This is a genomic window from Sphingomonas rosea, assembly GCF_039538065.1.
Lineage (GTDB): Bacteria > Pseudomonadota > Alphaproteobacteria > Sphingomonadales > Sphingomonadaceae > Sphingomicrobium > Sphingomicrobium rosea.
The window spans coordinates 1,930,829-1,957,019 of sequence record NZ_BAABBR010000001.1 but is presented as its reverse complement, the minus strand read 5'-3'; the positions used below and the strand labels follow the sequence as shown (position 1 = coordinate 1,957,019).

Here is a 26,191-nt window from a genome sequence, read left to right as displayed (position 1 = left end):
ATACGGCGAAACGCGCGCTTGGCGAGCGTGGTCCTGTCTGGTGGACCGATGGGGCGAAGGACTGGAACCGGCACTTGGCGAAAAACACGCCTTATGCCGACTGGTGGGCGGCTCAGATGCCGCCGGGCACCACGAGATAGCCAGCGCTCTCCATGCTGGCCTGGAGGAGGTCGGCGACCGCCTGCGCCTGCGCCATTTCCTCGGAGCGAACCACGAAATTTGCCCCGACCCTGCCCTCGCGGAAGAAGGGATAGGAGCCGATGGCGATGCCTTCGTGCGCCCGCTCGGTTTCGCGCAGGAGGTCGGCGACCTCGCTTTCGGGGACCATGCCGCCGATCGTCACGCTGACCACCGGCCGGCCGCCCTCGAGCGTGCCGGTCAGCGCGTCGAGCATGCCCGCGGTGATGTGCGGCACGCCCGCGAGGATGAAGATGTTGCCGTGGCGAATCCCCGGCGCGCCCGAGACCTTGTTGACGATGAGCTCGGCGCCGTCGGGCACCCGCGCCATCCGCAGCCGCGCCTCGGTCAGCCCGCCGCGCGTTTCGTAATAGCGCTCCAGCGTCGCGCGCGCCTGGGGATGGACGACCACGCCCACGCCGAGCGCGGCGGCGATCGCATCGACCGTGATGTCGTCATGCGTCGGCCCGATCCCGCCGGTGGTGAAGAGATAATCGTTGGCCGCCCGAAGCGCGTTCACGGCGGCGACGATCTTCTCCTCGACGTCGGGCACGATCCTGACTTCGGCGAGGCGGATGCCCTGCACGTTGAGCCAGGTCGCGATCTGCGCGACATTCTTGTCCTGCGTCCGGCCCGACAGGATTTCGTCGCCAATGATGAGAAGAGCGGCGGTCCAGGTCTTGGTGTCGGGCATGGGCTCCGCGCTAGGCCCCTCGTCCGCACCCCGCAAGCTCACCCTGAGGCGAGGTCGACGGCGGCCCGTTCGAGCGTCCGGTCGCGGCCCGCGGCGAGGTCGGCGATGGTCGGGGCAACCGCGACATCGGGGATGATGCCCGCATCGGGCTCTCTCCCCATCGCGAAATAGCCGACCAGCGGCAGGTCGAACTCGAGCCCGCTCGCGGGCAGGCGGACGAAGAAGAAGCAGCCGCCGTTGATCCCGCGGCGATTGCCCCCGGTCGGCCGGCCATAGAGCTTGCCCCCACCGATCGCCCGGAAGTTGCGGGCGAACTGGAAGGTCGCCGAGCTGTTAACCGGGCTCGTCAGCACCGCGACCCCCACCGGAAGCCGCTTGTCCGCCGGTTCGACGCGAAGCGCATTCTCGCCCGCGGGACGGAGGAAGAAGCCGTCCGCGAGGGGCGTTGCGCGCTCGCCCAGCGTTCGGAAGCTGTCGTCCCACGTGTCGAGAAAGGGGTCGAGGCTCGCGGGCGTGCGACGGAAGCGCAGCCGCTGTTCGAGCGCGGGCGGGGTCCAGGGCCGGTCGATCAGGCGGGCGAGGATGAGATCGCCGCAATCCGCGCCGCCCTCATTGTCGCGCAGGTCAACGACGAGGCCCTTGGTGCCCCCGAGGCTGTCGAGCCGTGCGTCCAGCCAGCCCTTCCAGTCCCATTTCGAATTCCAGATCCCCCAGCCGGGCATGGTCAGCACGGCCACCCCGTCGGGCCGCATCGACCAGGTCCACAGCGGGTCGGCGTCCTTGACCTCTGGCGCGGTCATGCTTGCCTGCCGGGCGGCGAGGCCGATGGCGGGGAGTTCGACGTGACGCGCCTTTGCGTCGGGTTCCTCGACCTCGAGCCGGTGCACCCCGCCCCGCGGCGGCGACAGGAGGCCCTGAAAGACGTCGAAGGTCTCGATCCGGTCGTCGCCCCTCACCTCGAGCAGCGAGATGCGCTTGGCGTCATTGTGCCCGTCGGCGCGGACGAGCGGCATCAGCCGCGCACGCAGGGCCGCCGGCCGCTCGCCATTCAGCCGGTGGATGCGCGTCCCCGCCGCAAGGCCGCTGCCGCGACTCCCCACGACCACCATCTCGTCGCCGACCCACACGAAATGCACGGGCACGCGGGTCGGGCGGTCGAACAGCTCGGCCGCCACTTCCTTCTTCTGGTTGAAGAAATTGGGATAGCTGTGGCCGCACCGTATTTCGGCCAGCAGCGCGGCGAGCGCGAGAAATCGTGCTTGTTGATCGCCCGCCGCGACAAAGGCTTGTCCGAAGCGCGCGAGCTTTGCCTCGAACGCGGCGGGGCTCTGGTAGCGATAAAGGCCCGGGTGGAGCTTCAGCGCCTCGCGCAGGATCGCGACGTCGCCGGCAAGGTCGCGGGTCGTGGGGACGTCGGCCGCCCAGCTTCGCGCGCCCATCCCCGCCAGCAGCGCCGCACCGCCGGCCTGCAGAAAAGTCCTGCGCCGCATGCCTCCTCCTTCGACTTTTTCCGTCGCACACCCTAGATAGCAGACATGACCCAATATGTGACCGTCACCGCCGAGGACCGCAGCGAAGCGCGCAGCGGGATCATCAAGCTGCACGGACCCGACGGCTTCGAAGGCATGCGGGCCGCCGGCCGGCTCGCCGCCGAGATCCTCGACGGCGTGGCGCCGCTGGTCGCGCCCGGCGTGACCACGCAGGAAATCGACGATTACGTCTTCCGCCGCATGCGCGAGGCGGGCGCGGTCCCCGCGACGCTCGGCTATCGCGGCTACACCCACAGCTGCTGCATCTCGATCAATCACGTCGTCTGCCACGGCATCCCGAGCGAGCGCACGCTCAAGGACGGCGACATCGTCAACGTCGATGTCACCCCGATCCTCGACGGCTGGCACGGCGATTCGAGCCGCATGTACCTGGCCGGCGACGTCGGCGTGAAGGCGCGGCGGCTGGTCGACGTCACCTACGAATGCCTGATGATCGGGCTCGAGCAGGCCAAGCCCGGCAACCGCCTCGGCGACATTTCGGCGGCGATCCAGCGCCATGCCGAGAAGAACCGCTATTCGGTGGTGCGCGATTTCTGCGGCCATGGCCTCGGCCGGCTGTTCCACGACAGCCCCGAAGTCGTCCACGTCGGCCGTCCGGGGACCGGCCCCGAGCTCAAGCCCGGCATGTTCTTTACCGTCGAGCCGATGATCAACATCGGCCGCGCCGACTGCAAGATGCTCGACGACGGCTGGACCGCGGTCACCCGCGACCGCTCGCTCTCGGCGCAGTTCGAGCATTCGATCGGCATCACGGAAGACGGCTGCGAGATCTTCACGACCAGCCCGCTCGGCCTCCACCGCCCGCCTTACTGACCAGCGCTACCAGCCGGCGACGAGCTTTTTCGCCGCTGCCACGTCCTCGGGGAAATCGACCTCGCCCCATTCCTCGCCCGCGATGTCGAGGGTCCAGATGTCGCTCGACTGGGCGAGATGGTGGATGACGCGCAGGTACCAGATCTGCGTGCCCTCGGGGGTCTGCATCGCTTCCTCGATCGCGGCGCGGAAGCGGGTCGCGCCATCGCCGCGGAAAGCGAGCAGGCCGATGCTTTCGGCATTGACCCCGTCGCCGGGCGCGAGGCGCTTGCCGATCGCGCGGAGGCGGCCGCCTTCCTCGACCACCTTCATGTCGTCGGCGTCATAGCCCTCGGCCTTGCGGTCGATGGTGACGCAGATGCCCGGCCGATCGTTGGCGACGACCTTGGCCATGAGGGCACGGCTGACCATCGTGTCGCCGTTCCACACCAAAGTGTCGCCCGCGAGCGCCTCGCGCGCCATGTAGAGCGAGCCGGTATTGTCGGCGACCTTGTAGAAGGGATTGAACACGGTGCGGACGGCCGGCCCCTCCCCCGCCTGCCGGCGCCGTTCGAGCGCTTCCTCGATCCGGTCGGCGCGGAAGCCGGTGACCACCACCACCGCATCCACCCCGCAGGCGGCGAGCGTGTCGAGCTGGCGATCGAGCAGCGTCCGCCCGCCGAACTCGATCAGGCATTTGGGACGGTCCTGGGTGAGTCTGCCGAGCCTGGAGCCCTGGCCGGCGGACAAGATGATGGCCTGACGCATGATTTGCCGGTTGGCGGGGAATTGCGGCGGGAGCGTGACGTTGCTTAAGAGGGGTGCGAAGCGAGGCCGAGGAGAAAGCGCGCGTGAAGAAGGTCGAGGCGATCATCAAGCCGTTCAAGCTCGACGACGTGAAGGACGCGCTGCACGAGGTCGGGGTCAGCGGCATGACCGTGACCGAGGTCAAGGGCTTCGGCCGGCAGAAGGGCCACACCGAGCTCTATCGCGGCGCCGAATATGTCATCGACTTCCTGCCCAAGGTGAAGATCGAGGTGGTGGTCGAGGACGGCATGGCCGCGAACGTGGTCGAGGCCATCGCCAATGCCGCGCGCACCGGCCGGATCGGTGACGGCAAGATCTTCGTGTCGCCGATCGAGCAGGCGATCCGGATCCGAACCGGCGACCAGGGTCCGGACGCCGTCTAGCGGATGACCGCGCCCGACCCCCGCCTCGCCTCCATGTCGCCCGACGAGCTGCGCAGCCACATGCGCGCGCTCGGCTACAAGACGCAGAACGAGCTGGCGGCCGCGATCGGGGTCAGCCGCTCGGCGGTGTCCCTGTGGCTCGAGGGCAAGGTCGGCGTGCCGCGGCCCGTCGCCATGCTGCTGCGGATGTTGGTCGCGGCCCAGCGGCGGGCGTTCTGAAGCGCTAGCGCCAGAGCTGGAGCGCGCGGACCGCCTGCGGGAACTGGTGGTCGCTCTCGAGCCGGGCGAGCTGCCGGTCGACCAGTCGCCACCGGCGGCCGAGCCCGCCCTTTTTCCACACGTCGGCCTGCCACCAGCGGCCGTGCGCGTTCTGCCCGTCGATCACCCCCTCGAGCTCGACCTCGGCGGCGAAGATGCCGATCCCGTCGACCTCGCGCGAGTAGACCGACTGGCCGAAGCGGAAGCGCTCGATCCGCCAGCGCTCGCCCGCCGCTTCGAGCAGGCTCTTGCGGTCGAGCAGCACCGGCGCGGTCGCCCCCACCACCATCCGGAACTGCCGCGACAGCAAGGCGCGCACCGCCTTCTTGTCGCTCGCGGCCCAGGCCCGCATCAGTTGGTGTTCGAGGACCTCGATCTTCGCGTCGTTGCTTTTGCCCATGCCGGTCCCTTAGCGTCGTGCCGCTTTGAGGCAATCTGCGCGATCCATCCGGCGACTTGCGGCGGAGCGGCGGAACGGCGGCCCCGTACGGCTATTATGACGTGTATGGATGTTGCCGCCCTCCACCTCGAGCTTGCCGCGCTGCTGCCCGCGATCGGCGGCACGATCGGGGCGGTGTTGCTCCTCTATGTCCTTGTCACCACGCTCACGACCCTGTCGATCCCCGGCGTGCTGATCCCGGTCAGCGCGACGGGCGGCCTGCTGCTCGGCCCCCTCCCCGCGATCGCGGCAGTCGCGCTCGGCGCGGTGACGGGGAGCCTGCTTCTCTTTCTCCTCACCCGTCGGTTCGGGGCCGAGCGGCTGCGCCGGCGCTTCGGCCATCGCCTCGCTCCGCTCGAGAAACGAATGAAGTCCTATGGCCCGGCCGCGGTGGTCGCGCTGCGCGTCGCGGGCGCGCCCGGACCGCTGATCACCGCCGGCGCGGCGATGACGCACATGGGGGCTCCCGTCTTTCTCCTGGCGACGCTTGCCGGCCTTCTCCCGAGCGTCACCCTCGCCGCCTCCGGCGCGCAGGCGCTGCTCGGCTGACCCCAGCGCGGGGCTTGCGTGTGGCGCCAGCGCCGCTTCGTTCCCATACGTGAATATCTCACCGTGACTTGGGGTGGCCGGGTGCGGGAAAGGCTGGCCATCTCATCCGAATCTTCCAGCAAGGGTCTCCTCAACATGGCCGACAAGGTTAGCGCTTCCGACATCCTGAAACGCATCGAGAATGAGGAGATCGAGTGGGTCGATCTTCGATTTACCGACCCCAAGGGCAAGTGGCAGCACCTGACCATGGCCGCCGGCGCGATCGACGAGGACATGCTCGAGGACGGCTTCATGTTCGACGGCTCGTCGATCCATGGCTGGAAGGCGATCAACGAGAGCGACATGATCCTCAAGCCGGACCTCGGGGCGGTCTATGTCGATCCGTTCAGCGCGACCCCGATGATGATCGTCTGCTGCAACGTGGTCGAGCCGGCGACCGGCGAGCTCTACGCCCGCGACCCGCGCTCGTGCGCGACACGCGCCGAAGCCTATCTCAAGGAAAGCGGCGTCGCCGACACCGTCTACGTCGGCCCGGAAGCCGAATTCTTCATGTTCGACGACGTCCGCTTCGGCGACGATTATAACGGCAGCTACTACCACCTCGACGACATCGAGCTGCCGACCAACACCGGCCGCGAATATGAGGGCGGCAACCAGGCCCACCGGCCGCGCGCCAAGGGCGGCTATTTCCCCGTCGCCCCGGTCGACAGCGCCGTCGACATCCGCGCCGAGATGGTCTCGACCATGCTCGAGATGGGCCTGCCCTGCGACAAGCACCACCACGAGGTTGCCGCCGCGCAGCACGAGCTTGGCCTGACCTACGGCACGCTCGTCCAGACCGCTGACCGGATGCAGGTCTATAAGTACGTCGTCCACCAGGTCGCGCACGCCTACGGCAAGACCGCGACATTCATGCCCAAGCCGATCGCTCAAGATAATGGCTCGGGCATGCATACCCACTTCTCGCTGTGGAGCGGCGGCAAGCCGCTGTTCGCGGGCAATGGCTATGCCGGCCTCAGCGAGACCGCGCTCTACTTCATCGGTGGCGTCATCAAGCACGCCCGTGCGCTCAACGCCTTCACCAATCCGACGACCAACAGCTACAAGCGGCTGGTGCCGGGCTTCGAGGCGCCGGTGCTGCTGGCTTATTCGAGCCGCAACCGCTCCGCCTCATGCCGCATCCCCTACGGCACCGGCGAGAAGTCGAAGCGGGTCGAGTTCCGCTTCCCCGACGCCATGGCCAATCCTTATCTCGCTTATGCCGCGATCCTGATGGCCGGCCTCGACGGCGTCCAGAACCGGATCCACCCGGGCGAGGCAATGGACAAGAACCTCTATGACCTGCCTCCAGCCGAGCTGGTCGCGGTGCCGACCGTCTGCGGGAGCTTGCGCGAAGCGCTGACCAGCCTCGCCGCCGACAAGGACTTCCTCCTCAAGGGCGACGTCTTCTCGGCCGACCAGATCGACGCCTACATCGAGCTGAAGTGGGAAGAGGTCATGCGCTGGGAAACGACCCCCAGCCCGGTCGAATTCGACATGTACTACAGCTGGTAAGCACCAGCCGTTCGCACCGTCACCCCGCCTCGGATTCCTCGCCGGGGATCGGGGTGGCGGTGTCGAGCGCCTCGCGGACATAGAGGCGCTTGATCAGCACGTAAGCGACGACGGTCAGCGGCGCCGCGAACACGATTCCCAGGGGCCCGAACAGCCCGCCGAACGCCAGCAGCGAGAACAGCAGCACCGCGCCGGGAAGCTCGACCGCCCAGGACTGGATCATCGGCTGCAGCGCATAGCCCTCGATGTGCTGGATCGCCACGTAGAGCAGCAGCGTCCACAGCGCCATCTGCGGGTCGATCGCCAGCGCGATTAGGATCGCGGGCGCGGCCGCGATGATCGGCCCGGCAAAGGGAATGAACTCGAGCAGGCCGGCGAGGAGGCCAAGCGCGAAGGCCGAGGGGACGCCCAAGAGCCACAGGCCAAGCCCCGTCAGCACGCCGATGATCAGCATCGCGAGCAGCTGCGCCTTGAGCCACAACCGCAGCGCGCGCCCGCTGTCCTCCATCGCCTCGCCCGCAAGCGCGCGGCTCGCGGGGGGCACGAGCTTCAGCAATCCCGTGCCGTAGAAGGAGGGGCTGGCGGCGATGAAGATGCCGCCGACGACAATCAGCAAGGTGTCGGCAAGGCCATTGCCAAGCGACATGGCGAACTTGCCGAGATTGGCGGTGAGGTCGCCGAAGACGCCGCCGCCCCCGCTCGCGCCGGGCTTGGGCAGCGAGACGCCGAGGCCGGCCAGTCGCTCCTGGAGCGAGGTCCAGGCCTTGGGCACCGCATCGCGCAGCGTCTCGGCCTGCGAGACCAGCTGCGCGCCGAACAGGAACCCGCCCGCGACTACGATCCCGATCACGGTCAGCACCGCAAGTGCGAGCGCAATCCCCTGCGGAAGCCCGAGCTTCTGGAACTGCCCGGCAAGCGAACGGAACAATGCCGCGATGACCACCGCGCCGAACACCATCAGCAGCACGTCGCGCAGCATCCACAGCAAGGCGGTGAGCGCGATCAGACCGATGACGATCAGGGTGCGGCGAATGAAAGGACCGTCGTCGCGGGCCTGGTCGGGACTGTTCATGACGGAGGAACAACGGTCGGCAGCCGCTGTTCCCCCGATGCTTCGATCAGGCCGTCCCCGGCTCGTTCATCTTGCGCCCCTGCTCGGCGAGCGTGCTCTCGGGAAGGACCCCGGAGGCGAGCACCTGCGCCTTGTTCATGAGGCCGTGGACGACCGCATGCTCGCCCTTCTTCATCGCCTCCCAGCCGGTCTTGGCGACATCGGCGGGGTCGGCCTTCTTCGACGCGCCGACCTTGGTGTCCTCCATGTCGGCGCGGGCGAAAAATTCGGTCTCGGTCGCGCCGGGCTTGAGGCAGGTGACCGTCACGCCCGTGTCCTTGAGCTCGTTGCCGAGCGCGGCGGCGAAGCTGTCCACGAACGCCTTGGAGGCGTGATATACCGCCTGGAAGGCCGCCGGCACATGCCCCGCGATCGACCCGGTGATGAGGATCCTGCCCTCGCCGCGCGCCGCCATCTTCTTCGCGATGGGCTGCAGCAGCAGCAACGTGCCGGTGATGTTGGTGTCGATCACGTGCCGCCACTCGGTGACGCTCTGTTCGAGGAAGCCGTGGCCGAGGCCGTGCCCGGCGTTCGCCACCAGCACGTCGACCTCGCGGTCACCGATCTGCGCAAGGAGCTGCTTCACCCCCTGCTCGGTCGCCAGGTCGGCCTCGATCGAATCCACTTCGCCGTCGAGCCCCGCGCCCGCGTCCACCATCGGCGTGTCCGAGGCGACGATGAGATCGTAGCCGTCGGCCGACGCCAACCGCGCGATTTCGAGGCCGATCCCCGACGATGCGCCGGTGATCACTGCAAGTTTGTTCGCCATATCAAATACTCCTGGCTCAAACCGGCTCGACGGCACGAGCCGCCGATGCCTTGGACGCGGCCTTTTCGAGACCCGGCTTCAGGATGATCTTGGTGTAGGCATCCTGCTCGTCGTGCCAGTGCCGATACATTTCCGGCCCGCGCTCGAGCGATTCGCGGTGCGAGATCATGAAGGTCGTATCGAGCTCTTCGTTGCCGATCATCTCGAGCAGCTTCTTGGTATATTTCTGGACGTGGGTCTGGCCGGACTTCACCGTCAGCCCCTTCTCCATCAGCTGGCCGAGCGGAAACTTGTCCGCGAAGCCGCCATAGACGCCCGGGATCGAGACACGCCCGCCCTTGCGGCAGGCGATGATTGCCTGGCGCAGCGCATGCGGGCGCTCGGTGCCGAGGAACAGATGCGCCTTGGCGGTGTCGGCGAGGTTGTCGATCGCCAGCCCATGGCTCTCCATTCCGACGCAATCGATCACCGCGTCGGGACCGATCCCGCCGGTCATCTCCTTCAGCGCCTCGAGCACCTCGACCTCGCGATAGTCGAGAATGTCGGCGCCCATATTCTTGGCGAGCGCCAGGCGCGAGGGATAATGGTCGATCGCGATCACGCGGTGCGCGCCGAGCTTGAACGCGCTCTGGATCGCGAACAGCCCGACCGGGCCGCAGCCCCAGACCGCGACCGTGTCACCGTCCTCGATGTCGGCATTCTCAGCCGCCTGCCAGCCGGTCGGCAGGATGTCGGACAGGAACAGCACCTTGTCGTCCTCAAGCCCGTCGGGAATGACGATCGGGCCGACGTCGCTGAACGGCACGCGCAGAAATTCGGCCTGGCCCCCGGCGTAGCCGCCGGTGAGATGCGCATAACCGAAGGCCGCGCCCATGGCGTGACCCATCAAAGTTTCGGACGCGTCGCTGGTCTCGGCCGGATTGCTGTTGTCGCAGGCGCTATACTGCATCTTGCTGCAGAAGAAGCACTGGCCGCAACTGATGGTGAAGGGGACCACCACGCGCTGCCCCTTCTTGAGCGTGCTCTTGGGGCCGACCTCGACGACCTCGCCCATGTTCTCGTGGCCGAGGATGTCGCCCGCGCGCATGCCGGGGATGTAGCCGTCGTAGAGGTGGAGGTCCGAGCCGCAGATGGCGGTCGAGGTGATCTTGATGATGCAATCGCGCGGATTGACGATCTCGGGGTCGGGAACGCTGTCGACGCGGACGTCGTGGCGCCCATGCCAGGTCACTGCACGCATGGGGGTATCTCCTAGATCCGGGCTTCGGTGGGGCTCTCGCCCTTGCGGGCCGAGGGCGAAGCGTTGACCGGCACTTCGCCGGTTTCCATCAGTTGCTTGAAGCGCTTGAGGTCGCGGCGGGCCTGCACGTTGGGCTCGCGCTGCATGACCTTCGCGACGAGGCGCCCGAGGGTACCAGCAGGCGGGGTGTATCGGATCAGCAGCCGGACATAGGTCCCGCGGCCCGGCGGCGCGTCGGCGAATTCGACGCGGCCCTCGGTCTCGATCTGGCTTTCGGGCTCGCTGACCCAGGCGATCGTCTTGCCGGGGACCTCCTCGGTGATCCGGGTGAGAAGCTTGACCGCCGCGCCGCCCGGCGCCTCGATCGTCCATTCGGAGCGCTTGTCGTCGAGCTTCCGCACGGTCCGGACATTGTCCATGAACTCGGGAAAGCGCTCGAACGCGCGCCACACGGCGTAAAGCTCGGCGGCGGGCTTGCCGACGGTCACCGTCTGCCCGACGAGCGCGCGGCCCTGTTCCTGGTTCTGCGCATTCCTGAGCGCGCGCCCGCGAAGCACGTGATCGGGCGCATCGCTGATCTTCGGCCCGGTCCACTCCTCGTCCTCGTTTCGCGCCTTGGCGAAGAGGAAGGCGGCCGCTCCCGCGGTGGCGAGCCCCAGCCCGACCCCGATCAGGGTCGCGTTGCTGGTGCCTTTTCGGTCGGCGTCGCGAACGGCGCGCTTGTTGCGACGCGTGACCTCCTTGGCCACCTCGTCATGCTTGTCGGTGTCGTGGGCCACTATGTCCTCCTGTCCCGCGCGGCCAACGGGCGGGTCGGAGGGGCGTTCCTGTTGTTACGCCTCCAGCGCGGGCCAGCCTTCGAGGATGGCGACGAAGCGGCTCAGCCAGGCGTTGGTCTGATGTCCGTCGATGACGCGATGGTCGATGGTCAGCGTGACGTAGGCCATCGGCCGGATGGCGATGACGTCGCTCCCGTCCGCATCGAGCACGACCACGCGCTTCTGCAGCTTGCCGATGCCGAGGATCGCTGCCTGGCCGGCGTGGAGGATGATCGGCGCGGCGAGGAGCGAACCCGAGACGCCGTGGTTCGAGATGGTGAAGGTCCCACCCGCGACGTCGGCGCGCTCGAGCTTGCCCGCCCGCGCCTTGGCGGTGAGCGCATCGAGGCGCTGCCCGATCTCCTCGAGGCTGAGGCCGCCGCAATCGCGGACCACGGGCACCACCAGCCCCTTGTCGCCCAATGCGGTGCCGACGCCGATATCGACGCTCTGGCCGAGCACGATCCGGTCCTCGGCCCACTTGCCGTTGACCGCCGGCGCGACCGCCATCGCCTCGGCCGCGGCCTTGAGGAAATAAGCGGTGTAGCTGAGCTTGGTGCCGCGCGCGGCGAGCGCCTTCTTGTGCGCGGTGATCGCGGTGAAGTCGGCTTCGAACAGCGCGGTGACATGCGGCGCGTCCGTGACGGCCTTGACCATGTTCTCGGCAATCGCCCGGCGCATCCGGTCGTGCGGGATGTCGGCCCAATTGGCCTCGGCCACGCGCGGCTGGGCGATCGACTTGGCCCCGGCATCGACATGGCTGACCGTCGCACCCGCGACCGCTCGATCGACGTCCTCGCGGGTGATCCGCCCGTTGCGCCCGGTCCCCGTGAGGCGGGCGGGGTCGATGTCGTGCTGCATGAGCGCACGGCGAACCGAGGGGGAAAGCCGGGCCTCGATGTTGCTTCCAGGCTCGTTCTTGCTGGGTGAAGTCGAAGCACGCTCGGTCGACGGCTCTTTGACCACGCCATCCGCGCTCCGTTCAGCACCAACGGGAGCGGAGAAATTCGCCTCCGCATCGATCCGCCCGAGCAATGCCCCCGGCATCGCCTCGGCATCGGTGTCGAGCAGGATTTCCGCCAGCACGCCGGCCGCCGGCGCGGGGACTTCCTGCGTCACCTTGTCGGTCTCGAGTTCGACCAGCGGATCGTTGAGCGCGACCATGTCGCCCGGCTGCTTGAGCCAGGCACGGACGACGGCCTTGGTGCCTTCCTGTTCGTCGGGAACGCGAACGTCGATCATCGCTTGGCCTTGCTCCCGATGCTGTTGATCGCCGCCATCATCGCCCCGAAGGCGAGCAGGCCGACGAGTTCCATCGTGCTCAGGCCAAGCACCGCGCCAACTGCACAGGCGACGAAGGTGAGGGCGAGGGTCGCCGCGGCGGCGTGACGGCGGAACAGGTCGATCACCTCAGAACCCCACCAGCCGGTCGATCTCGGCCCTGATCCGCGCGACGCTCGGCACCGCGGCCTCGAGCAACGCCGGGTGATGCGGCGAGGGAATGTCGGGCATGGTCACGCGCGCGACCGGCGCGTCGAGGTCGAGGAAGGCCTCGTCCGCGACCACCGCGGCAATCTCGGCGCCGAAACCTGCGGTGCGGAGGTCCTCGTGGACGATGAGGCATCGCCGGGTGCGCGACACGCTCTTCAGCACCATTTCGCGGTCCCACGGCTGGAGGGTTCGCAGGTCGATGACGTCGGCGCTGACGCCCTCGGCCGCCGCCTCGCAGCGCGGCACCATCGCGCCCCAGGTGACGATCGTGATCTTGTCGCCTTCGCGGGTCTTCTTCGCCCGGCCGAACGGCAGGACATAGCCCTCACCCGGCCACGGCCGCCGCGCCCAGCTGTCGTCGAGCATGGCGCGATGCTCGAAGAAGAGCACCGGGTCGTGGCTTCGCAGCGCCATGCGAAGCAGCCCGACCGCATCCTCGGCATTGCTCGGCACCGCGACCTTCCAGCCGGGATTGTGGACGAACTGCACCTCGTTGGTCTGGCTGTGCCAGGGATCGCCGCACTTGAAGAAGCCTCCGGGCACCCGCAGCACCATCGGCGGGGCGAAGCGGTTGGCGGTCCGCCAGCGCATCGTGCCCGCGTCGTTGATTTGCTCGGTCGCCGGCTCGGCATATTTACGGAACTGGATTTCGGGAACTGGCAGCAACCCGGCGAGCGCCATGCCGACCGCGCGCCCGACGATGCCTTCCTCGTTCAAGCTCGTGTCGAAGACGCGGCCGTGGCCGTACTTCTCCTGCAGGCCGAGCGTCACCGCATGAACGCCGCCCTTGGGCCCGACGTCCTCGCCGAAGACGGCCATCTTCGGATTGGCCTCGAGCTCCTGGTCGAGCACGCGGCGGATGGCGGTCACCATGTTGATCCGCTGGCCCTCGGGACGCGGCTCCTCGTGCGTGCCCTCGAGGCTCAGCCCGGCGCGGCCACCGACCTCGGCATGCGTGCCCGAGAAGAAGACATCGTTCGCCACATCCTCGACCGGGAGCACCGGGCGCGCCTCGGCCTCGGCACGGGCCTGGCCGACGTCCCAAGCGACCGACTGCGCGAGTTCGCCCCAGCGCTGCTCGCCGATCTGCAGCGCCGCGCAATGCGCCTTCAGCTTGGGCAGCGGATCGCGGGCCCATTCGGCGGCGATCTCGCTTTCGCTCTTGTAGGTCTGCGTGTCCTGGTAGCTGTGGCCTTCGAGCCGCGGCACGGTCAGCCGCAGCAGCGCCGGCCCCTGCCCGCTCCGAACATGCGTCACCGCCGAATCGACCAGGCGAGCGGCCTCGACCGGATCGGTGCCGTCGCCGTTGAAGATCGTCAGGCCCTTGAAGGAGCCGAGGTTGGCGGCGATGTCCTGCCCAGGCGTCTGGTAGGTCGACGGCACCGAAATGCCGTAGCCATTGTCCTCGACGTAGAAGAGCAAGGGTAGCTTCTGCGTCGTCGCGATCGTCAGCGCCGACCAGAAGCCCCCGGTCGCGCAGCTCGCGTCGCCGCCGAGCACCAGCGCGATGTTGCCGCGGGCTTCTTCCTTCAGCACCTCGGCCTTGTACTTGATCGCCTGCGCCCAGCCGGCCGCAGGCGTATATTGCGCCCCGACCCCGCCGCACATCGGCAAGGCATGGGCGCCGCCCGGATTGGGATAATTGAACACGACGCCGATATCGCGTCCGCCCGAATAGCCGCCCGAGCGCCCCATGCCGCTCCCGAGCGCGTCGGCGAGTGGCACACCCAGCGCCAGCAGCAGCGGGCGCGAACGGTAATAGCCGCAGGCCGCGTCGCCGTCCTTGAGGTGCAGTCCGAGCAGCACCTGCGCCATGTCATGCCCGCGCGCGCTAAACTGGTAGAGGACCTGCTTGGCCGGAACGAGTTCCTCTTCCTCCAGCCGGTCGAGCTCGCGGCTGGTCAGGACCAGCCGGGCAACTTCTTCCCAGTCGGTCGCGACCGTAAAGTCAGGGTCCTTTTCAGCCATTCATCGCCTCGACGATCGCCGCGCAGAAGCGATCGAGGCCGTTGTCGGCGATGCCGACGAGGTTCGCGCGAGCATTGTCGGTCATGTAGATGGAATGGTCGCTGCGCAGCTTCTTCACCTGCTCGACCGACAGCGGGAGCATCGAGAACATGCCCTGCTGTTCGGCGATATAGGCGAGGCGCGGATCGGCACCGGCGATCTTCTCGCGCACCATGCGGATCCGGCCGTGCATGGCCTCGAGCTCCGCGTGCCATTCAGCGCGAAGGTCGGGCTCGTCGAGCACGATCCGGACGCAGGCCGCGCCATGGTCGGGCGGCATCGACCAGGCTTCGCGCGCGATCTGGAGGATGTGGGTGAGCGAGAAGCGCGCGAGGTCGGCGCTTGGCGCTTTCACGAACAGGCAGCCGACGCGATCGCGATAGACAGCGAAATTCTTGTCGCAGCTTTGCGTGATCAGCACTTCGTCGCAGGCTTCGAGCATCAGCTCGACCCCGAAGCGGTCGGCCTCGAGCCCGCGCCCGAAGCCTTGGTAGGCGAAGTCGATGAGCGGGATGAGCCCGCGCTCGCTCACGACCCGCACGACCTCGCGCCACTGGTCCTCGCTGAGGTCCGCGCCGGTCGGATTGTGGCAGCAGGCATGGAGCAGCGCGACATCGCCCGGCCGCGCCCCCTCAAGCGCCGCGATCATCGCGCCGAAGTCGATCGCCCTCGCGACCGGATCATAGTGCCGATATTCGGCGATCTCGAGCCGCGCGCCGCGCGTCATCGGCGGGTGGTTGAGCCAGGTCGGCGTCCCCATGAAGACGCGCGCCTCGGGATTGGCGGCGGCGATCAGCCGAAGCGCGAGGAACAGCGCCCCGCAACCGCCCGGCGTCTGCAGGCCAACGATCCGGTCGTCATCCGCATGGGCGCCCAGCACGATCGGGCGAAGCAGGTCGGCGAAGCGCTTGTCGCCGACGCCGCCGAGATAGGACTTGGTCTCCTGGGACGCGTGCAGGCCTTCCTCGGCCTTGCGCACCGCCGCCATGATCGGGGTCCGCCCCTCGCCGTCTCGATACACGCCCACCCCGACGTCGATCTTGTCGGGCCGGGTGTCGGCATTGGCCATGGCGATCAGCGCCAGCAGCGAATCGCTGACGAGTGGGGGCAGATCGGCAAGGCCGCGGCGCTTGGCTTCGGTCAGCATGGGGATGCGACTAGCGCGTTCAGGCGTCGTAATCCACCGCCACGCCTTCGCCCTTGGGCACGGACTGGCAGGTGAGCACGTAGCCGGCCGCAATCTCCTCGTCGGAGAGGCCGTAGCGCGCCGCCATCGACACTTCGCCGGCGGTCACCCGCGCCCGGCAGGTCGCGCAGACGCCCGCCTTGCAGGCGAAGGGCGCGGGCAGCCCCGAGGCGCGGGCGCTGTCGAGGATGTTGGTCCCGTCGAACGCGATCCGACGCGTGCGCCCGTCGATGGTCACGCTCATCTGCTGACCAGACGCGGCCTGCTGGAGTTCGGCCATTTCGGCGGCGAGCGCGGCGCTCGGGCGGCCGGCCGTGAAGCGCTCGATGTGGACTCGCTCGGGCGCGGCGCCCGCGGCCAGCAGCGCGGCTTCGGCCGCGTCCATCATCGGGCCGGGGCCGCAGATGAAGAAAGCGTCGACCGCGGCCACGTCGGGCACGAAGGCGTCGATCACCTCCGCGCAGGTCTCGCGGTCGAGCATGCCGTTCAGCAACTCGACGTCGCCGTCCTCGTCGCTCAGCAGGTGGAACAGCTCGAACCGGCCGAGATAGCGGTCCTTCAGCTCCGCCAGCGCATCGAGGAAGATGACGCTCGACGCGTCGCGATTGCCGTAAAAGAGCGTGAAGCGGCTGTCCGGCTCTTCGAGGAGCGCAGTGCGCGCGAGGCTCATGATCGGCGTGATCCCCGACCCGCCGGCAAAGGCGACGTAACGGCGACTGGCCGCGGCATCGAAGTGCGTGGTGAAGCTGCCGTGCGGCGGCATGACGTCGAGCCGGTCGCCGGCCTTCAGTTCACGCGCCACCCAGTTGGAGAAAGCGCCGCCCGCGATCTGCTTCACCGTCACCTTAAGCGCCTCGTCGGCGGGCGCGGTGCAGAGCGAATAATTGCGCCGCACCTCTTCGCCATTGATCTCGGCCCGAAGCGTCAGGTGCTGGCCGGCGCGATAGCGGAACACGGGCCCGAGTTCGGGCGGCACGTGGAAGCGGATCGAGCGCGCCTCGGCGGTCTCCTCGACGATCTCAGCGACCTCGAGGGCATGGAAATGCTTTTCCGACATTATTGAACCATCTCGTTCGTGCTGAGCGAAGTCGAAGCACCGTGGCGCAAGCGCCCTTCGACTTCGCTCAGGACGAACGAAACCGTAGCCTTCACCACTTCGCGTCCGGGTATGTGCGCGGCAGATATTGCATGATCGCGAGCAGGTGCCCGAGATGCTCGCTGTGGTGCCCGCGCCGCCCGCCAAGGATGGCCCGGCTGTCCGCCGGGACGGGCAAGGTCGCCTCGGTCAGCACGGCGGCGATGGCCGAGCGATAGTCGGCCTCGAAGCCGCGCGGATCGACCGCGATTCCGGCCGCAATTCCCAATTCCAGCTCCTCGTCGACCTCGAACAATTCGGGCACGAAGCGCCAGCACCAATCGAGCGCGTCGATGGTGCGTGCGCGGCTTTCCTCGGTGCCGTCGCCGAGCCGGATCACCCAGTCGGCGGCCAGCTCGCGGTGATAGGCGAGTTCCTTGACGCCCTTGGCCGCGATTCCCGCGATCGCCGCGTCGCGGCTCGCCGTCAGCCGCTCGAACAGCATGTGCTGGAAGGTCGCGAACAGGAGATGCCGGACCATGGTGCGCGCAAAGTCGCCATTGGGCTGCTCGACCAGCAGGCAATTGCGGAAGTCGAGCACGTCGCGCTTGAACGCCAGCGTGTCGGCGTCGCCCGCTTGCGCCAGGAACAGGGTCGCCTGGCCGACGAGGTCGAGCGCCATGTTGGCGAGGCTGAGATCGACCTCGACCGACGGGGCGTGCCCGGTCCACTCGCTGAGGCGCTGGCCGAGGATCAGCGCATCGTCGCCGAGCCGCAGGCAATAGCCCGCACGGATCGGATCGTGCGCATCGGACGGCGCGTCGAAGGCACCGGTGGGAACGAGGCGGGCAGCGACGGCCTCGTCCTCGGGACGGATCGGCGGAAGGCTCGGCATCAGATGTGCTTCACCTCGTCGGGGATCTCGTAGAAGGTCGGGTGGCGATAAACCTTGTCAGCCGCCGGTTCGAACAGTTCGCCGGCCTGCGCGGGATCGCTGGCGACGATGTCGCTCGACTTCACTACCCACAGGCTGACGCCTTCCTGGCGACGGGTGTAGGTGTCGCGGGCGTGGCGCAGCGCCATTTCGGCGTCAGGCGCGTGCACGCTTCCGAAGTGACGGTGCGCGAGCCCGCCCTTGGTGCGAACGAAAACTTCCCAAAGCGGCCAGTCCGACATGCATTCCTCCGTCGCGTGGGGCCTTCGCCGTGACGACGGATTACGTCAAGCCGCGGCCTTGGCGGCCCGCTTTTTCGCCTCGTGCGCCTGCGCCGCCTCGCGGACCCAGGCATTCTTCTCCCACGCCTCGCGGCGCGCGGTGATCCGCTCCCTCGCGACCGGGCCCTCGCCCTTCACGACCGCATAGAATTCGGCCCAGTCGATCGAGCCGAAGTCGTAGCCGCCCTTGTCCTCGTTCCACTTGAGGTCGGCGTCGGGAACGGTGAGACCGATGAACTCGGCCTGCGGCACGGTGATGTCGACGAACTTCTGGCGGAGCTCGTCATTGGTCTCGCGCTTGATCCGCCAGCGCATCGACTGCGCGGTGTTGGGCGAATTGTCGTCGGGCGGACCGAACATCATCAGGCTCGGCCACCACCAGCGGTTGAAGGCGTCCTGCATCATCCGCTTCTGCTCGGGCGTGCCGCGCATCAGCTCCATGCAGATCTCATAGCCCTGGCGCTGGTGGAAACTTTCTTCCTTGCACACCCGGACCATCGCGCGGGCATAGGGGCCGTAGCTGGTGCGCTGGAGCGGCACCTGGTTCATGATCGCCGCGCCGTCGACCAGCCAGCCAATCGCGCCGATGTCGGCCCAGGTCAGCGTCGGATAGTTGAAGATCGTCGAATACTTGGCCTTCCCCGAGTGGAGCGCCTCGATCATCTCCTCGCGGCTCGTGCCCAGCGTCTCGGCGGCGCAATAGAGGTAGAGGCCGTGCCCCGCCTCGTCTTGCACCTTGGCGAGGAGGATCGCCTTCCGCCGAAGCGAGGGTGCACGCGTGATCCAGTTGCCCTCGGGCAGCATGCCGACGATCTCGCTGTGCGCATGCTGGCTGATCTGCCGGGTCAGCGTCTTGCGATAGGCTTCGGGCATCCAGTCCTTGGGCTCGATGAACTCGTCCGCCGCGACCCGCGCCTCGAAGGCGGCGAGAAGCTCGGGGTCTTCGCGGGGGCCGATCGGCTGCACGGTGGCGCCGGGCTTGGAGAGATCGGTCGTGTACATGGACCCCAGATAGCGATTGCAAGGCCTTGGTTCCAGACGGTCCTTTCGCCTAGAGCGCGCCGGTGCCCCTCCCCCGCGCCCGTGTCGTCACCCTCAATGCCGCGCTCGGTCCGCTCGACTATCGCGTGCCCGATGGCATGGCGGTCGAGCCGGGCAGCGTGGTGGTCGCGCCGCTGGGACCCCGCCAGCTGATCGGAGTCGCGTGGGAGGCCGAGCGGCTGCCGAGCGAGGAAGTCGGCGACAATCGCCTGCGCCCGCTCGCCGGCCTCCTCGACGTCCGTCCGATCCCCGCCGCGCTCCGCCGGCTGTGCGAGTGGACGGCGGATTATTATCTCGCGCCGCTCGCATCGGTGCTGCGGATGGTGCTGCCGAGTTCCTCGGCACTCGAGGGCGCGCGCCAACTGACCGAATATCGCCCGACCGGTGCGATCCCCGCCCGCCTCACCCCGCAGCGCTCCCAGGCGCTCGAGCGGATCGAAGGCCGGCAGGGCACGATCCGCGAGCTTGCCGACCATGCTGGGGTCAGCGACACCGTGCTTCGCGGGCTGGTCAACGCCGGCGCGCTCGAGCGGGTGCAGGTCGAAGCAGACCAGCCCCTTCCCCTCCCTGATCCCGACTTCGCCCCGCCGACCTTGAGCCCCGGCCAGGCCGAGGCCGCCGCCAGCCTGACCGCCGCGATCGGCGGCGGGTTCGATCCGGTGCTGCTCGACGGCATCACCGGTTCGGGCAAGACAGAAGTCTATTTCGAGGCGGTGGCGGAAGCGCTGCGGCAGGACCGGCAGGTGCTGGTCCTCCTCCCCGAGATCGCGCTTACCGAACCCTTCCTCAAGCGCTTCGCCGCCCGTTTCGGCTGCGCGCCGGTCGCCTGGCACTCGGACCTCCGCTCCTCGCAGCGCCGACGTGCCTGGCGGGGCATTGCCAGCGGCGAGGCGAAGGTGGTGGTAGGCGCCCGCTCGGCGCTGTTCCTCCCCTATGCCGACCTCGGGCTGATCGTCGTCGACGAGGCGCACGAGCCGAGCTTCAAGCAGGAGGAAGGCGTCCAGTATCACGCCCGCGACGTCGCGGTGATGCGCGCCAAGTTCGAGGAGATCCCGGTGATCCTCTCCTCGGCGACGCCCGCGATCGAGACCCGCCACATGGTCGAGAGCGGCCGTTACCGCGAGCTCCTCCTGCGTGAGCGCCATGCCGGTGCCGAGCTGCCCGCGCTCGCCGCGCTGAACCTCACTGCCGACCCGCCGCCGCGCGGCCGCTGGCTCGCACCGCAGCTCGTCGCCGAGCTCGAAGCCAACCTCGCGGCGGGCGAGCAGAGCCTCCTGTTCCTCAACCGTCGCGGCTTCGCCCCGCTGACCTTGTGCCGGACCTGCGGGCACCGCTTCCAGTGCCCCAATTGCACCGCCTGGATGGTCGAGCACCGCCTGATGCGCCGCCTCGCCTGCCACCATTGCGGCCACGTCATGCCCCCGCCCGAGGCCTGCCCCGACTGCGGCGACAAGGACAGCCTCGTCGCCTGCGGCCCCGGGGTCGAGCGAATCGCCGACGAGGTGCAGGCGCTGTTCCCCGACGCGCGCACCGCGGTGGTCACCTCCGACACCATCTGGTCGCCCGCCCGCGCCGCCGACTTCGTCGCGCAGATGGAAGCGGGCGAGATCGACATCGTGGTCGGGACCCAGCTCGTCACCAAGGGCTATCACTTCCCCAACCTGACCCTCGTCGGTGTGGTCGATGCCGACCTTGGGCTGTCGGGCGGGGACCTTCGCGCCGCCGAGCGGACCTTCCAGCAGATCCAGCAGGTCGCCGGCCGCGCCGGTCGCGGCGACAAGCCCGGCCGCGTCTTCGTCCAGACCCACCAGCCCGATGCGCCGGTCATCGCCGCCCTCACCAGCGGCGACACCGAGGCCTTTGTCGCGGCCGAGACCGAGGCCCGCCAGGAGGCCGGCATGCCCCCTTTCGGCCGGCTCGCCGCGATCGTCGTCAGCGCGGAGGAGCGCGAGGAGGCCGAGAGCGTCGCCAGGCGAATCGGTCGCCACGCGCCGCAGGTCGACGGGATGGAAGTCTATGGCCCCGCCCCCGCCCCGCTCGCCATGCTGCGCGGTCGCCACCGCTACCGCCTGCTCGTCCACGCCCGGCGAAGCCTCGACGTCCAGCAGGTGTTGCGCGAGTGGCTCGGTGCGGTCGAATGGTCGGCCAAGGTGCGCGTGGCAGTTGACGTGGACCCCTATTCTTTCCTTTAACTTGCGGGAGTTGCTTAGGGGGTAATGAAATGAAGAGCCTGCGCCGTGCGTTCCTGGGTCTGCTCATGCTGGGCGGAGCCGCCGCCCCCGCCGTCGCCGGCTGGAGCGAGGCACGGACCAAGCATTTCATCATCTACTCCGAACAGCGCCCCGACGACCTCAAGGCCTATGCCGAGCGGCTCGAGCGCTTCGACGCGATCGTCCGCTTCATGCGCAAGATGGACGATCCCGCGCTGACCGACGGTGGCAAGGTCACCATCTACGTCCTGCCCAACGTCGCCGCGGTCCAGCGCCTCTACGGCCAGGTCGGCAGCGGCGTCCTCGGCTTCTACATCCCGCGCGCGTCGGGCTCGGTCGCCTTCTTCGCGAGCAAGGGCACCGACAGCGAGCGCGATCCCACCCGGATCACCCCCGAGCATGTCTTCCAGCACGAATATATGCACCACCTGATGCTGAGCGACTGGAAGAGCGGAATCTCGCCGTGGCTGGTCGAAGGCATGGCGGAATTCTTCGGCACCACCGAAATCGATCGCACCGGCGCGGCGAAGATCGGCGCCCCGCCGCAGACCCGGGCCTATGGCGTCCGGCAGGACATCGGTTTCAACGTCGAGCAACTGCTGTCGAGCAAGCCCGCCTCCAATGCCGAGGAACGCGAGTCGGTCTACGGCAAGGGCTGGGTGCTCACCCACATGATGGCCTTCGACAAGAGCCGCACGGGCCAGCTCGACAAATATCTGCGCGGGCTCGAGCGCGGCGAGAAGCCGGTCGAGGCGGCAAAGGCGGCGTTCGGCGACCTCAAGGTGCTCGACAAGGACCTCGACAAATATGCGGTCGGCAAGTTCCGCGGCATGACCGTGTCGCCCGGGCCCCAGCCGGCGGTGACGATTCGCCCGCTGAGCCCCGGCGACTCCGCGGTGATGAACCTGCGCATCCGCTCCGAGCGGGGCGTCGACGAGAAGGGCGCGCTCGACATCGCCAATGACGCGCGCCGCGCGGCTGCCAGCGTCGCGCCCTCGCCCTTCGTCTACGGCGTCCTGGCCGAGAGCGAGTATGACGCCAAGAACTACGCCGCCGCGATCGCCGCGACCGACAAGGCGCTCGCGATCGATCCCGCAAATGTCCAGGCGATGACCTACAAGGCGCGGGCGATGATGGCGCAGGCCAAGGCCGACAAGTCGAAGGCCGACTGGGCCGAGATCCGCCGCCTCCTCATCCGCGCCAACCGCGCCGACACCGAAAATGCCGAGCCCCTGTGGCTCTACTACCAGACCTTCGGGAAGGCGGGTGAAACCCCGCCCAAGAGCGCCGTCGACGGCCTGATCTACGCGCTGGCGCTGGCCCCGCAGGACCGGGCCCTGCGCCTCGACACCGTCCGCCAGCTGCTGGTGAGCGACCGGCCCGAGGAGGCCGGGGCGCTGTTCGGCGTGATGGTCAACGATCCCCACCTGCCGATCGCGCAGCAGACCGTGCTCACCAGCGTCCTCGCCAAGATCAAGTCGGGCGACAGCAAGGGCGCGCTGGCGATGATGGACGAGGAACGTGCCAAGGCCGAGAAGAAGGCCGCCGCCAAGGGCTAGGCCCTGGCGGCCGATGCCTCAGGGGATCGGCCGTCCGTCGACGTTCCCCGGGGGCGAGTAGCGGCAGACGAAATAGGTCCAGCTGCGGTTCGAACGCATCGCGCAGCCGACCCGCTGCGAGCGGCTCGAAATGATCTGCGTGTAATGGCCGACATCGGCCCAGTTGCGGGTGGTGGTGACGTTGGGGAAGATCCCCGGCCGGAACCACCGCCGCTCGTCGATCCACGACCCGACCATCGCCGCCAGCGGATAGGCCCCGCGGCTCCCCATCCAGAGGTTCTCGCCCTGCCCCGGCCGCCAGCTGCGCGGCGAATGGCCCCAGCGATTGGTCCGGGCGAGCTCGGCCGCCCAGCGGTCGGCGCTGGCGGCGAGCCCGAGGTCCCACGCCATCGGCGGCACGCGCCAGGCCGCCCGCTCGCGATTTTGCATGGCAAGCGCCTCGCGTTCCCAGGATTGGGCAGCGGCGGGCGAAGCGACGAGGGCGAGTAGCGGGAGAAAACGGCGAAGCATCTGGCCCTATTTTGCCAGTCCGTCCCTCCCCGCTACTCCCGTTTACGGCCGTTAACGCCGAGGCGATGGGCTTTGGCCGGTCTTTCGCGCTCGAGCGGCGTTATTAACTGCGACCCATGACGATCCTCGTTCCCGTCCTCGGTGACCAGCTCACCCACGATCTCGCCTCGCTTCGCGGCTGCGACAAGGCCGACACGGTGGTGCTGATGATGGAGGTCCTCGAGGAAGCCACCTACGTCCGCCACCACAAGGCGAAGATCGTCCTCATCTTCTCGGCGATGCGCCACTTCGCCGACGAGCTTCGCGCCGACGGCTGGACGGTCGATTATGTGGCGCTTGGCGCCCCCGACAACAGCGGCAGCTTCAGCGGTGAGGTCGAAGGCGCGGTCGCGCGCCACCGCGCCAGCGCCATCCGGATCGTCGAGGCCGGAGAATATCGCGTCCAGCAGGCGATTGCCTCTTGGCAGGACAGGCTCGGCCTGCCGGTCGAGATCCTCGGCGACGACCGCTTCATCTGCCCCCTCCCCGACTTCTTCGCCTGGGCCGCCGCCCGCCGCGAACTGGTGATGGAGAATTTCTATCGCCTCCAGCGCAAGCGCACCGGCCTGCTGATGGAAGCCGACGGCAATCCGACGGGCGGGCAGTGGAACTATGACAAGGAAAATCGCGCCGCCCCGCCCAAAGGGCGGCCGATGCGCGAACCGACGCGCTTTCCGCCCGACGCCATCACCAGCGAGGTCATCGCGCTGGTCGAGGACCGTTTCGGCCATCATTTCGGGACGCTCGACCGCTTCGCGCTGCCGGTCACGCGGGCCGAGGCGCAGGCGCTCCTCGCCGATTTCGTCGAGGAACGACTGCCACGCTTCGGCACCTACCAGGACGCGATGCTCGAGGGCGCCGACTTCCTCTATCATTCGCGCCTCTCGACCAGCCTCAACATCGGGCTGCTGACCGCGATCGAGGTATGCGAGGCGGTCGAAGCGGCGTTCCGGCGCGGCACCGTCCCGCTCAATGCCGCCGAGGGCTTCATCCGCCAGATGATCGGCTGGCGCGAATATGTGCGCGGCATGTACTGGCTCGAGATGCCCGAGCTCGACCGGGCGAACTTCTTCGCCAACACAAGGCCGCTGCCCGAATTCTACTGGACCGGCGAGACGAAGATGGCCTGCTGCGCCGATTCCGTCCGCAACACCCGCGACAATGCCTATGCCCACCACATCCAGCGGCTGATGGTGCTGGGCAATTTCGCCATGCTCGCCGGGATCGACCCGGCCCAGGTCGCCGACTGGTACCTCGTGGTCTACGCCGACGCCTACGAATGGGTCGAGCATCCCAACGTGCTCGGCATGAGCCAGTTCGCCGACGGCGGGCGGCTGGGGACCAAGCCCTATGCGGGCTCGGGCGCCTACATCAACCGGATGAGCAACTACTGCAAAGGCTGCGCCTACGACGTGAAGAAACGCGTCGGCGAGGATGCCTGCCCGTTTAACGCGCTCTACTGGGACTTCATCGACCGCAACGACAGGAAGCTGCGCGGCAACCGCCGCATGTGGCAGCCCTATGCGACCTGGGACCGGTTCGGCGAGGACACCAAGGCCGAGGTCCGCGCACAGGCCAAGCGCTTCCTCGATTCGCTCGAGCCCGCGGCCCCCGGCTGGGCGCGCGAGGTCTAGAGCAGCGCGCCCGGCGCGACCGCGCGCTCGGCCTCGAGCAGCGCCTTCTTGCGCTCGAGCCCGCCCGCATAGCCGCCGAGCGTGCCGTTGGCCGCGATGACCCGGTGGCACGGCACGATGATCGCGACCGGATTCTTGCCGTTGGCCCCGCCGACCGCCCGCGTCGCCTTCGGGTCGCCGAGCGCGCGGGCGATGTCGAGATAGGAACGCGTCTCGCCGGGCGGGATCTTGCGCAGCTCGGCCCACACCCGCTGCTGGAAAGCGGTGCCGGGCACATCGACGGGTAACCGCTCGGCCAGCGCCGGATCCTCGATCGCGGCGAGGGCGGCGGTGATCAGCGGCGCGTCTGGATCCTCGACCAGCTCGGCCCGCGGATAGTCCGCCTGGAGTCGCTCGGGGGACGAATCGAAGCCGATGTGGCACAGGCCGCGCTCGGTCGCGGCGACGAGCAAGGCTCCGAAGCGGGTGGCGGCCTTTGCATAACGGATGATCATGCCTTCTCCCTTGCGGCGGATCGCGGCGGGACGCACGCCGAGCGCGCCGGCCTCGGCGTAGAAGCGGCTCGGCGCCGAATAGCCGGCCGCGTAGATTGCTTCGGTCACGCTGGCCCCGGCCCCGAGGCTTACCTTTGCCCGCTCCAGCCGCAGCGCCCGCCCGAAGGCGGCCGGCGACAGGCCGAGTGTCCGGGTGAAGATTCGCTGGAGGTGGCTCGGCGAATAGCCGGTGCGTTTCCCGAGCAGGGCGAGCGGGAGCGGCCCGCCCGCTTCCTCGATCATCACCCGGGCAGCGCCGACCGCCGCCTCGTCGGGCGCGACATGGTCGGGCAGGCAGCGCTTGCAGGCCCGCAGCCCCGCGTCCCGCGCACCCGCGCCATCGGCAAAGAAGCGGACATTCTCGCGCTTCGGGTGCCGCGCCGGGCAGGACGGGCGGCAATAGATGCCGGTGGAAAGCACGCCCACGACGAACCGGCCGTCGTGCCGCCGGTCGCGCGCCTCGAACGCCGCCCACGCCTCCGCCGCATCGACGGGCTGATTGTTCGAAGCGCGTTCCACCGCCGCTGAAGTTAGGGCGTCACATCGGGGT

General features: G+C 68.5%; 26 protein-coding genes. 8 read left to right on the top strand and 18 right to left on the bottom strand.

The window, feature by feature from the left end:
- Positions 1 to 112 precede the first annotated feature (112 nt).
- The gene (locus ABD693_RS09700) at positions 113 to 871 is read right to left on the bottom strand and encodes a competence/damage-inducible protein A (RefSeq protein ID WP_344696861.1); all 759 of its coding nucleotides are present in this window, start codon (positions 869 to 871) and stop codon (positions 113 to 115) included.
- 38 nt (positions 872 to 909) lie between these two features.
- Positions 910 to 2,361: a S41 family peptidase gene (locus ABD693_RS09695; protein ID WP_344696860.1), complete on the bottom strand. Its 1,452-nt coding sequence runs from the start codon at positions 2,359 to 2,361 to the stop codon at positions 910 to 912.
- Positions 2,362 to 2,406: 45 nt separating this feature from the next.
- Here ABD693_RS09695 and map point away from each other — a divergent pair, with 45 nt between their 5' ends.
- Positions 2,407 to 3,234: a type I methionyl aminopeptidase gene (gene map / locus ABD693_RS09690; protein ID WP_344696859.1), complete on the top strand. Its 828-nt coding sequence runs from the start codon at positions 2,407 to 2,409 to the stop codon at positions 3,232 to 3,234.
- Between the two features lie 6 nt (positions 3,235 to 3,240).
- Here map and ABD693_RS09685 read toward each other — a convergent pair whose 3' ends face one another.
- Positions 3,241 to 3,981 (bottom strand): phosphocholine cytidylyltransferase family protein, encoded by a 741-nt coding sequence (locus ABD693_RS09685; RefSeq protein WP_344696858.1) that lies wholly within the window; start codon positions 3,979 to 3,981, stop codon positions 3,241 to 3,243.
- An 83-nt stretch (positions 3,982 to 4,064) separates the two neighbouring features.
- Between ABD693_RS09685 and ABD693_RS09680 the strand changes: the two genes are divergently transcribed.
- Together ABD693_RS09680 and ABD693_RS09675 are read left to right on the top strand one after the other, a co-directional pair.
- Entirely contained in the window at positions 4,065 to 4,403 is a 339-nt protein-coding gene (locus ABD693_RS09680) for a P-II family nitrogen regulator (protein WP_344696857.1), read from the top strand.
- Between the two features lie 3 nt (positions 4,404 to 4,406).
- Positions 4,407 to 4,622 carry a helix-turn-helix domain-containing protein gene (locus tag ABD693_RS09675; RefSeq protein WP_344696856.1) on the top strand — a complete coding sequence of 72 codons (216 nt, stop codon included), beginning with the start codon at positions 4,407 to 4,409 and terminating at the stop codon, positions 4,620 to 4,622.
- Between the two features lie 4 nt (positions 4,623 to 4,626).
- Here ABD693_RS09675 and ABD693_RS09670 read toward each other — a convergent pair whose 3' ends face one another.
- Positions 4,627 to 5,061, bottom strand: coding sequence for a nuclear transport factor 2 family protein (locus ABD693_RS09670; RefSeq protein ID WP_344696855.1), 435 nt, complete (start codon positions 5,059 to 5,061; stop codon positions 4,627 to 4,629).
- 105 nt (positions 5,062 to 5,166) lie between these two features.
- Between ABD693_RS09670 and ABD693_RS09665 the strand changes: the two genes are divergently transcribed.
- Together ABD693_RS09665 and glnA are read left to right on the top strand one after the other, a co-directional pair.
- On the top strand, positions 5,167 to 5,649 hold the full coding sequence (locus ABD693_RS09665; protein ID WP_344696854.1) for a VTT domain-containing protein: 483 nt from the start codon (positions 5,167 to 5,169) through the stop codon (positions 5,647 to 5,649).
- 135 nt (positions 5,650 to 5,784) lie between these two features.
- Complete coding sequence (gene glnA / locus ABD693_RS09660; RefSeq protein WP_344696853.1) at positions 5,785 to 7,203, top strand: type I glutamate--ammonia ligase; 1,419 nt, start codon at positions 5,785 to 5,787, stop codon at positions 7,201 to 7,203.
- 19 nt (positions 7,204 to 7,222) lie between these two features.
- On the opposite strand, the gene ABD693_RS09655 is transcribed toward glnA, so the two are convergent.
- The 12 genes from ABD693_RS09655 to paaA form a co-directional block, all read right to left on the bottom strand.
- Complete coding sequence (locus ABD693_RS09655; protein WP_344696852.1) at positions 7,223 to 8,275, bottom strand: AI-2E family transporter; 1,053 nt, start codon at positions 8,273 to 8,275, stop codon at positions 7,223 to 7,225.
- A gap of 46 nt (positions 8,276 to 8,321) precedes the next feature.
- Positions 8,322 to 9,083 (bottom strand): SDR family NAD(P)-dependent oxidoreductase, encoded by a 762-nt coding sequence (locus tag ABD693_RS09650; protein WP_344696851.1) that lies wholly within the window; start codon positions 9,081 to 9,083, stop codon positions 8,322 to 8,324.
- A gap of 16 nt (positions 9,084 to 9,099) precedes the next feature.
- The gene (locus tag ABD693_RS09645) at positions 9,100 to 10,323 is read right to left on the bottom strand and encodes a zinc-dependent alcohol dehydrogenase (protein WP_344696850.1); all 1,224 of its coding nucleotides are present in this window, start codon (positions 10,321 to 10,323) and stop codon (positions 9,100 to 9,102) included.
- Positions 10,324 to 10,334: 11 nt separating this feature from the next.
- Positions 10,335 to 11,102 (bottom strand): SRPBCC family protein, encoded by a 768-nt coding sequence (locus ABD693_RS09640; RefSeq protein WP_344696849.1) that lies wholly within the window; start codon positions 11,100 to 11,102, stop codon positions 10,335 to 10,337.
- Positions 11,103 to 11,156: 54 nt separating this feature from the next.
- Positions 11,157 to 12,383 (bottom strand): dihydrolipoamide acetyltransferase family protein, encoded by a 1,227-nt coding sequence (locus tag ABD693_RS09635; protein ID WP_344696848.1) that lies wholly within the window; start codon positions 12,381 to 12,383, stop codon positions 11,157 to 11,159.
- Positions 12,380 to 12,550, bottom strand: a complete 171-nt coding sequence (locus tag ABD693_RS09630; protein WP_344696847.1) for a hypothetical protein — start codon at positions 12,548 to 12,550, stop codon at positions 12,380 to 12,382. The genes ABD693_RS09635 and ABD693_RS09630 overlap by 4 nt, the downstream gene beginning before the upstream one ends.
- A gap of 1 nt (position 12,551) precedes the next feature.
- Entirely contained in the window at positions 12,552 to 14,600 is a 2,049-nt protein-coding gene (locus ABD693_RS09625) for an alpha-ketoacid dehydrogenase subunit alpha/beta (protein ID WP_344696846.1), read from the bottom strand.
- On the bottom strand, positions 14,593 to 15,786 hold the full coding sequence (locus tag ABD693_RS09620; RefSeq protein ID WP_344696845.1) for an amino acid aminotransferase: 1,194 nt from the start codon (positions 15,784 to 15,786) through the stop codon (positions 14,593 to 14,595). The genes ABD693_RS09625 and ABD693_RS09620 overlap by 8 nt, the downstream gene beginning before the upstream one ends.
- A gap of 19 nt (positions 15,787 to 15,805) precedes the next feature.
- On the bottom strand, positions 15,806 to 16,882 hold the full coding sequence (locus tag ABD693_RS09615; RefSeq protein WP_344696844.1) for a 2Fe-2S iron-sulfur cluster-binding protein: 1,077 nt from the start codon (positions 16,880 to 16,882) through the stop codon (positions 15,806 to 15,808).
- A gap of 91 nt (positions 16,883 to 16,973) precedes the next feature.
- Positions 16,974 to 17,795: a 1,2-phenylacetyl-CoA epoxidase subunit PaaC gene (gene paaC / locus ABD693_RS09610; RefSeq protein WP_344696843.1), complete on the bottom strand. Its 822-nt coding sequence runs from the start codon at positions 17,793 to 17,795 to the stop codon at positions 16,974 to 16,976.
- On the bottom strand, positions 17,795 to 18,076 hold the full coding sequence (gene paaB, locus ABD693_RS09605) for a 1,2-phenylacetyl-CoA epoxidase subunit PaaB (RefSeq protein ID WP_314444253.1): 282 nt from the start codon (positions 18,074 to 18,076) through the stop codon (positions 17,795 to 17,797). The genes paaC and paaB overlap by 1 nt, the downstream gene beginning before the upstream one ends.
- A 45-nt stretch (positions 18,077 to 18,121) precedes the next feature.
- A complete protein-coding gene (gene paaA, locus ABD693_RS09600) occupies positions 18,122 to 19,117 on the bottom strand; it encodes a 1,2-phenylacetyl-CoA epoxidase subunit PaaA (RefSeq protein ID WP_344696842.1) in 996 nt (331 codons plus the stop codon).
- 62 nt (positions 19,118 to 19,179) lie between these two features.
- On the opposite strand from paaA, the gene ABD693_RS09595 reads away from it, so the two are divergent.
- Positions 19,180 to 21,348 (top strand): primosomal protein N', encoded by a 2,169-nt coding sequence (locus ABD693_RS09595; protein WP_344696841.1) that lies wholly within the window; start codon positions 19,180 to 19,182, stop codon positions 21,346 to 21,348.
- A gap of 29 nt (positions 21,349 to 21,377) precedes the next feature.
- Positions 21,378 to 22,925, top strand: a complete 1,548-nt coding sequence (locus tag ABD693_RS09590; RefSeq protein WP_344696840.1) for a tetratricopeptide repeat protein — start codon at positions 21,378 to 21,380, stop codon at positions 22,923 to 22,925.
- An 18-nt stretch (positions 22,926 to 22,943) separates the two neighbouring features.
- Here the strand turns inward: ABD693_RS09590 and ABD693_RS09585 are convergent, their stop codons facing one another.
- Positions 22,944 to 23,354, bottom strand: coding sequence for a CAP domain-containing protein (locus ABD693_RS09585; RefSeq protein WP_344696839.1), 411 nt, complete (start codon positions 23,352 to 23,354; stop codon positions 22,944 to 22,946).
- Positions 23,355 to 23,551: 197 nt separating this feature from the next.
- Here ABD693_RS09585 and ABD693_RS09580 point away from each other — a divergent pair, with 197 nt between their 5' ends.
- Positions 23,552 to 25,108, top strand: a complete 1,557-nt coding sequence (locus ABD693_RS09580) for a cryptochrome/photolyase family protein (RefSeq protein ID WP_344696838.1) — start codon at positions 23,552 to 23,554, stop codon at positions 25,106 to 25,108.
- Here ABD693_RS09580 and ABD693_RS09575 read toward each other — a convergent pair.
- Positions 25,105 to 26,160 carry a bifunctional transcriptional activator/DNA repair enzyme AdaA gene (locus ABD693_RS09575; RefSeq protein ID WP_344696837.1) on the bottom strand — a complete coding sequence of 352 codons (1,056 nt, stop codon included), beginning with the start codon at positions 26,158 to 26,160 and terminating at the stop codon, positions 25,105 to 25,107. The two genes, ABD693_RS09580 and ABD693_RS09575, sit on opposite strands and share 4 nt — an antisense overlap.
- Between the last annotated feature and the right edge of the window lie 31 nt (positions 26,161 to 26,191).

What these genes read in the sequence shown, in the direction of transcription:
- ABD693_RS09665 (WP_344696854.1), top strand. Translation starts at nt 5,167, where the DNA reads ATGGATGTTGCCGCCCTCCACCTCGAGCTTGCCGCGCTGCTGCCCGCG.
- paaA (WP_344696842.1), bottom strand. Translation starts at nt 19,117, where the DNA reads ATGTACACGACCGATCTCTCCAAGCCCGGCGCCACCGTGCAGCCGATC.
- paaC (WP_344696843.1), bottom strand. Translation starts at nt 17,795, where the DNA reads ATGCCGAGCCTTCCGCCGATCCGTCCCGAGGACGAGGCCGTCGCTGCC.
- ABD693_RS09670 (WP_344696855.1), bottom strand. Translation starts at nt 5,061, where the DNA reads ATGGGCAAAAGCAACGACGCGAAGATCGAGGTCCTCGAACACCAACTG.
- ABD693_RS09635 (WP_344696848.1), bottom strand. Translation starts at nt 12,383, where the DNA reads ATGATCGACGTTCGCGTTCCCGACGAACAGGAAGGCACCAAGGCCGTC.
- ABD693_RS09615 (WP_344696844.1), bottom strand. Translation starts at nt 16,882, where the DNA reads ATGTCGGAAAAGCATTTCCATGCCCTCGAGGTCGCTGAGATCGTCGAG.
- ABD693_RS09580 (WP_344696838.1), top strand. Translation starts at nt 23,552, where the DNA reads ATGACGATCCTCGTTCCCGTCCTCGGTGACCAGCTCACCCACGATCTC.
- ABD693_RS09625 (WP_344696846.1), bottom strand. Translation starts at nt 14,600, where the DNA reads ATGGCTGAAAAGGACCCTGACTTTACGGTCGCGACCGACTGGGAAGAA.
- ABD693_RS09650 (WP_344696851.1), bottom strand. Translation starts at nt 9,083, where the DNA reads ATGGCGAACAAACTTGCAGTGATCACCGGCGCATCGTCGGGGATCGGC.
- ABD693_RS09645 (WP_344696850.1), bottom strand. Translation starts at nt 10,323, where the DNA reads ATGCGTGCAGTGACCTGGCATGGGCGCCACGACGTCCGCGTCGACAGC.
- ABD693_RS09695 (WP_344696860.1), bottom strand. Translation starts at nt 2,361, where the DNA reads ATGCGGCGCAGGACTTTTCTGCAGGCCGGCGGTGCGGCGCTGCTGGCG.
- ABD693_RS09675 (WP_344696856.1), top strand. Translation starts at nt 4,407, where the DNA reads ATGACCGCGCCCGACCCCCGCCTCGCCTCCATGTCGCCCGACGAGCTG.
- glnA (WP_344696853.1), top strand. Translation starts at nt 5,785, where the DNA reads ATGGCCGACAAGGTTAGCGCTTCCGACATCCTGAAACGCATCGAGAAT.
- ABD693_RS09655 (WP_344696852.1), bottom strand. Translation starts at nt 8,275, where the DNA reads ATGAACAGTCCCGACCAGGCCCGCGACGACGGTCCTTTCATTCGCCGC.
- ABD693_RS09590 (WP_344696840.1), top strand. Translation starts at nt 21,378, where the DNA reads ATGAAGAGCCTGCGCCGTGCGTTCCTGGGTCTGCTCATGCTGGGCGGA.
- map (WP_344696859.1), top strand. Translation starts at nt 2,407, where the DNA reads ATGACCCAATATGTGACCGTCACCGCCGAGGACCGCAGCGAAGCGCGC.
- ABD693_RS09585 (WP_344696839.1), bottom strand. Translation starts at nt 23,354, where the DNA reads ATGCAAAATCGCGAGCGGGCGGCCTGGCGCGTGCCGCCGATGGCGTGG.
- ABD693_RS09620 (WP_344696845.1), bottom strand. Translation starts at nt 15,786, where the DNA reads ATGCTGACCGAAGCCAAGCGCCGCGGCCTTGCCGATCTGCCCCCACTC.
- paaB (WP_314444253.1), bottom strand. Translation starts at nt 18,076, where the DNA reads ATGTCGGACTGGCCGCTTTGGGAAGTTTTCGTTCGCACCAAGGGCGGG.
- ABD693_RS09700 (WP_344696861.1), bottom strand. Translation starts at nt 871, where the DNA reads ATGCCCGACACCAAGACCTGGACCGCCGCTCTTCTCATCATTGGCGAC.
- ABD693_RS09685 (WP_344696858.1), bottom strand. Translation starts at nt 3,981, where the DNA reads ATGCGTCAGGCCATCATCTTGTCCGCCGGCCAGGGCTCCAGGCTCGGC.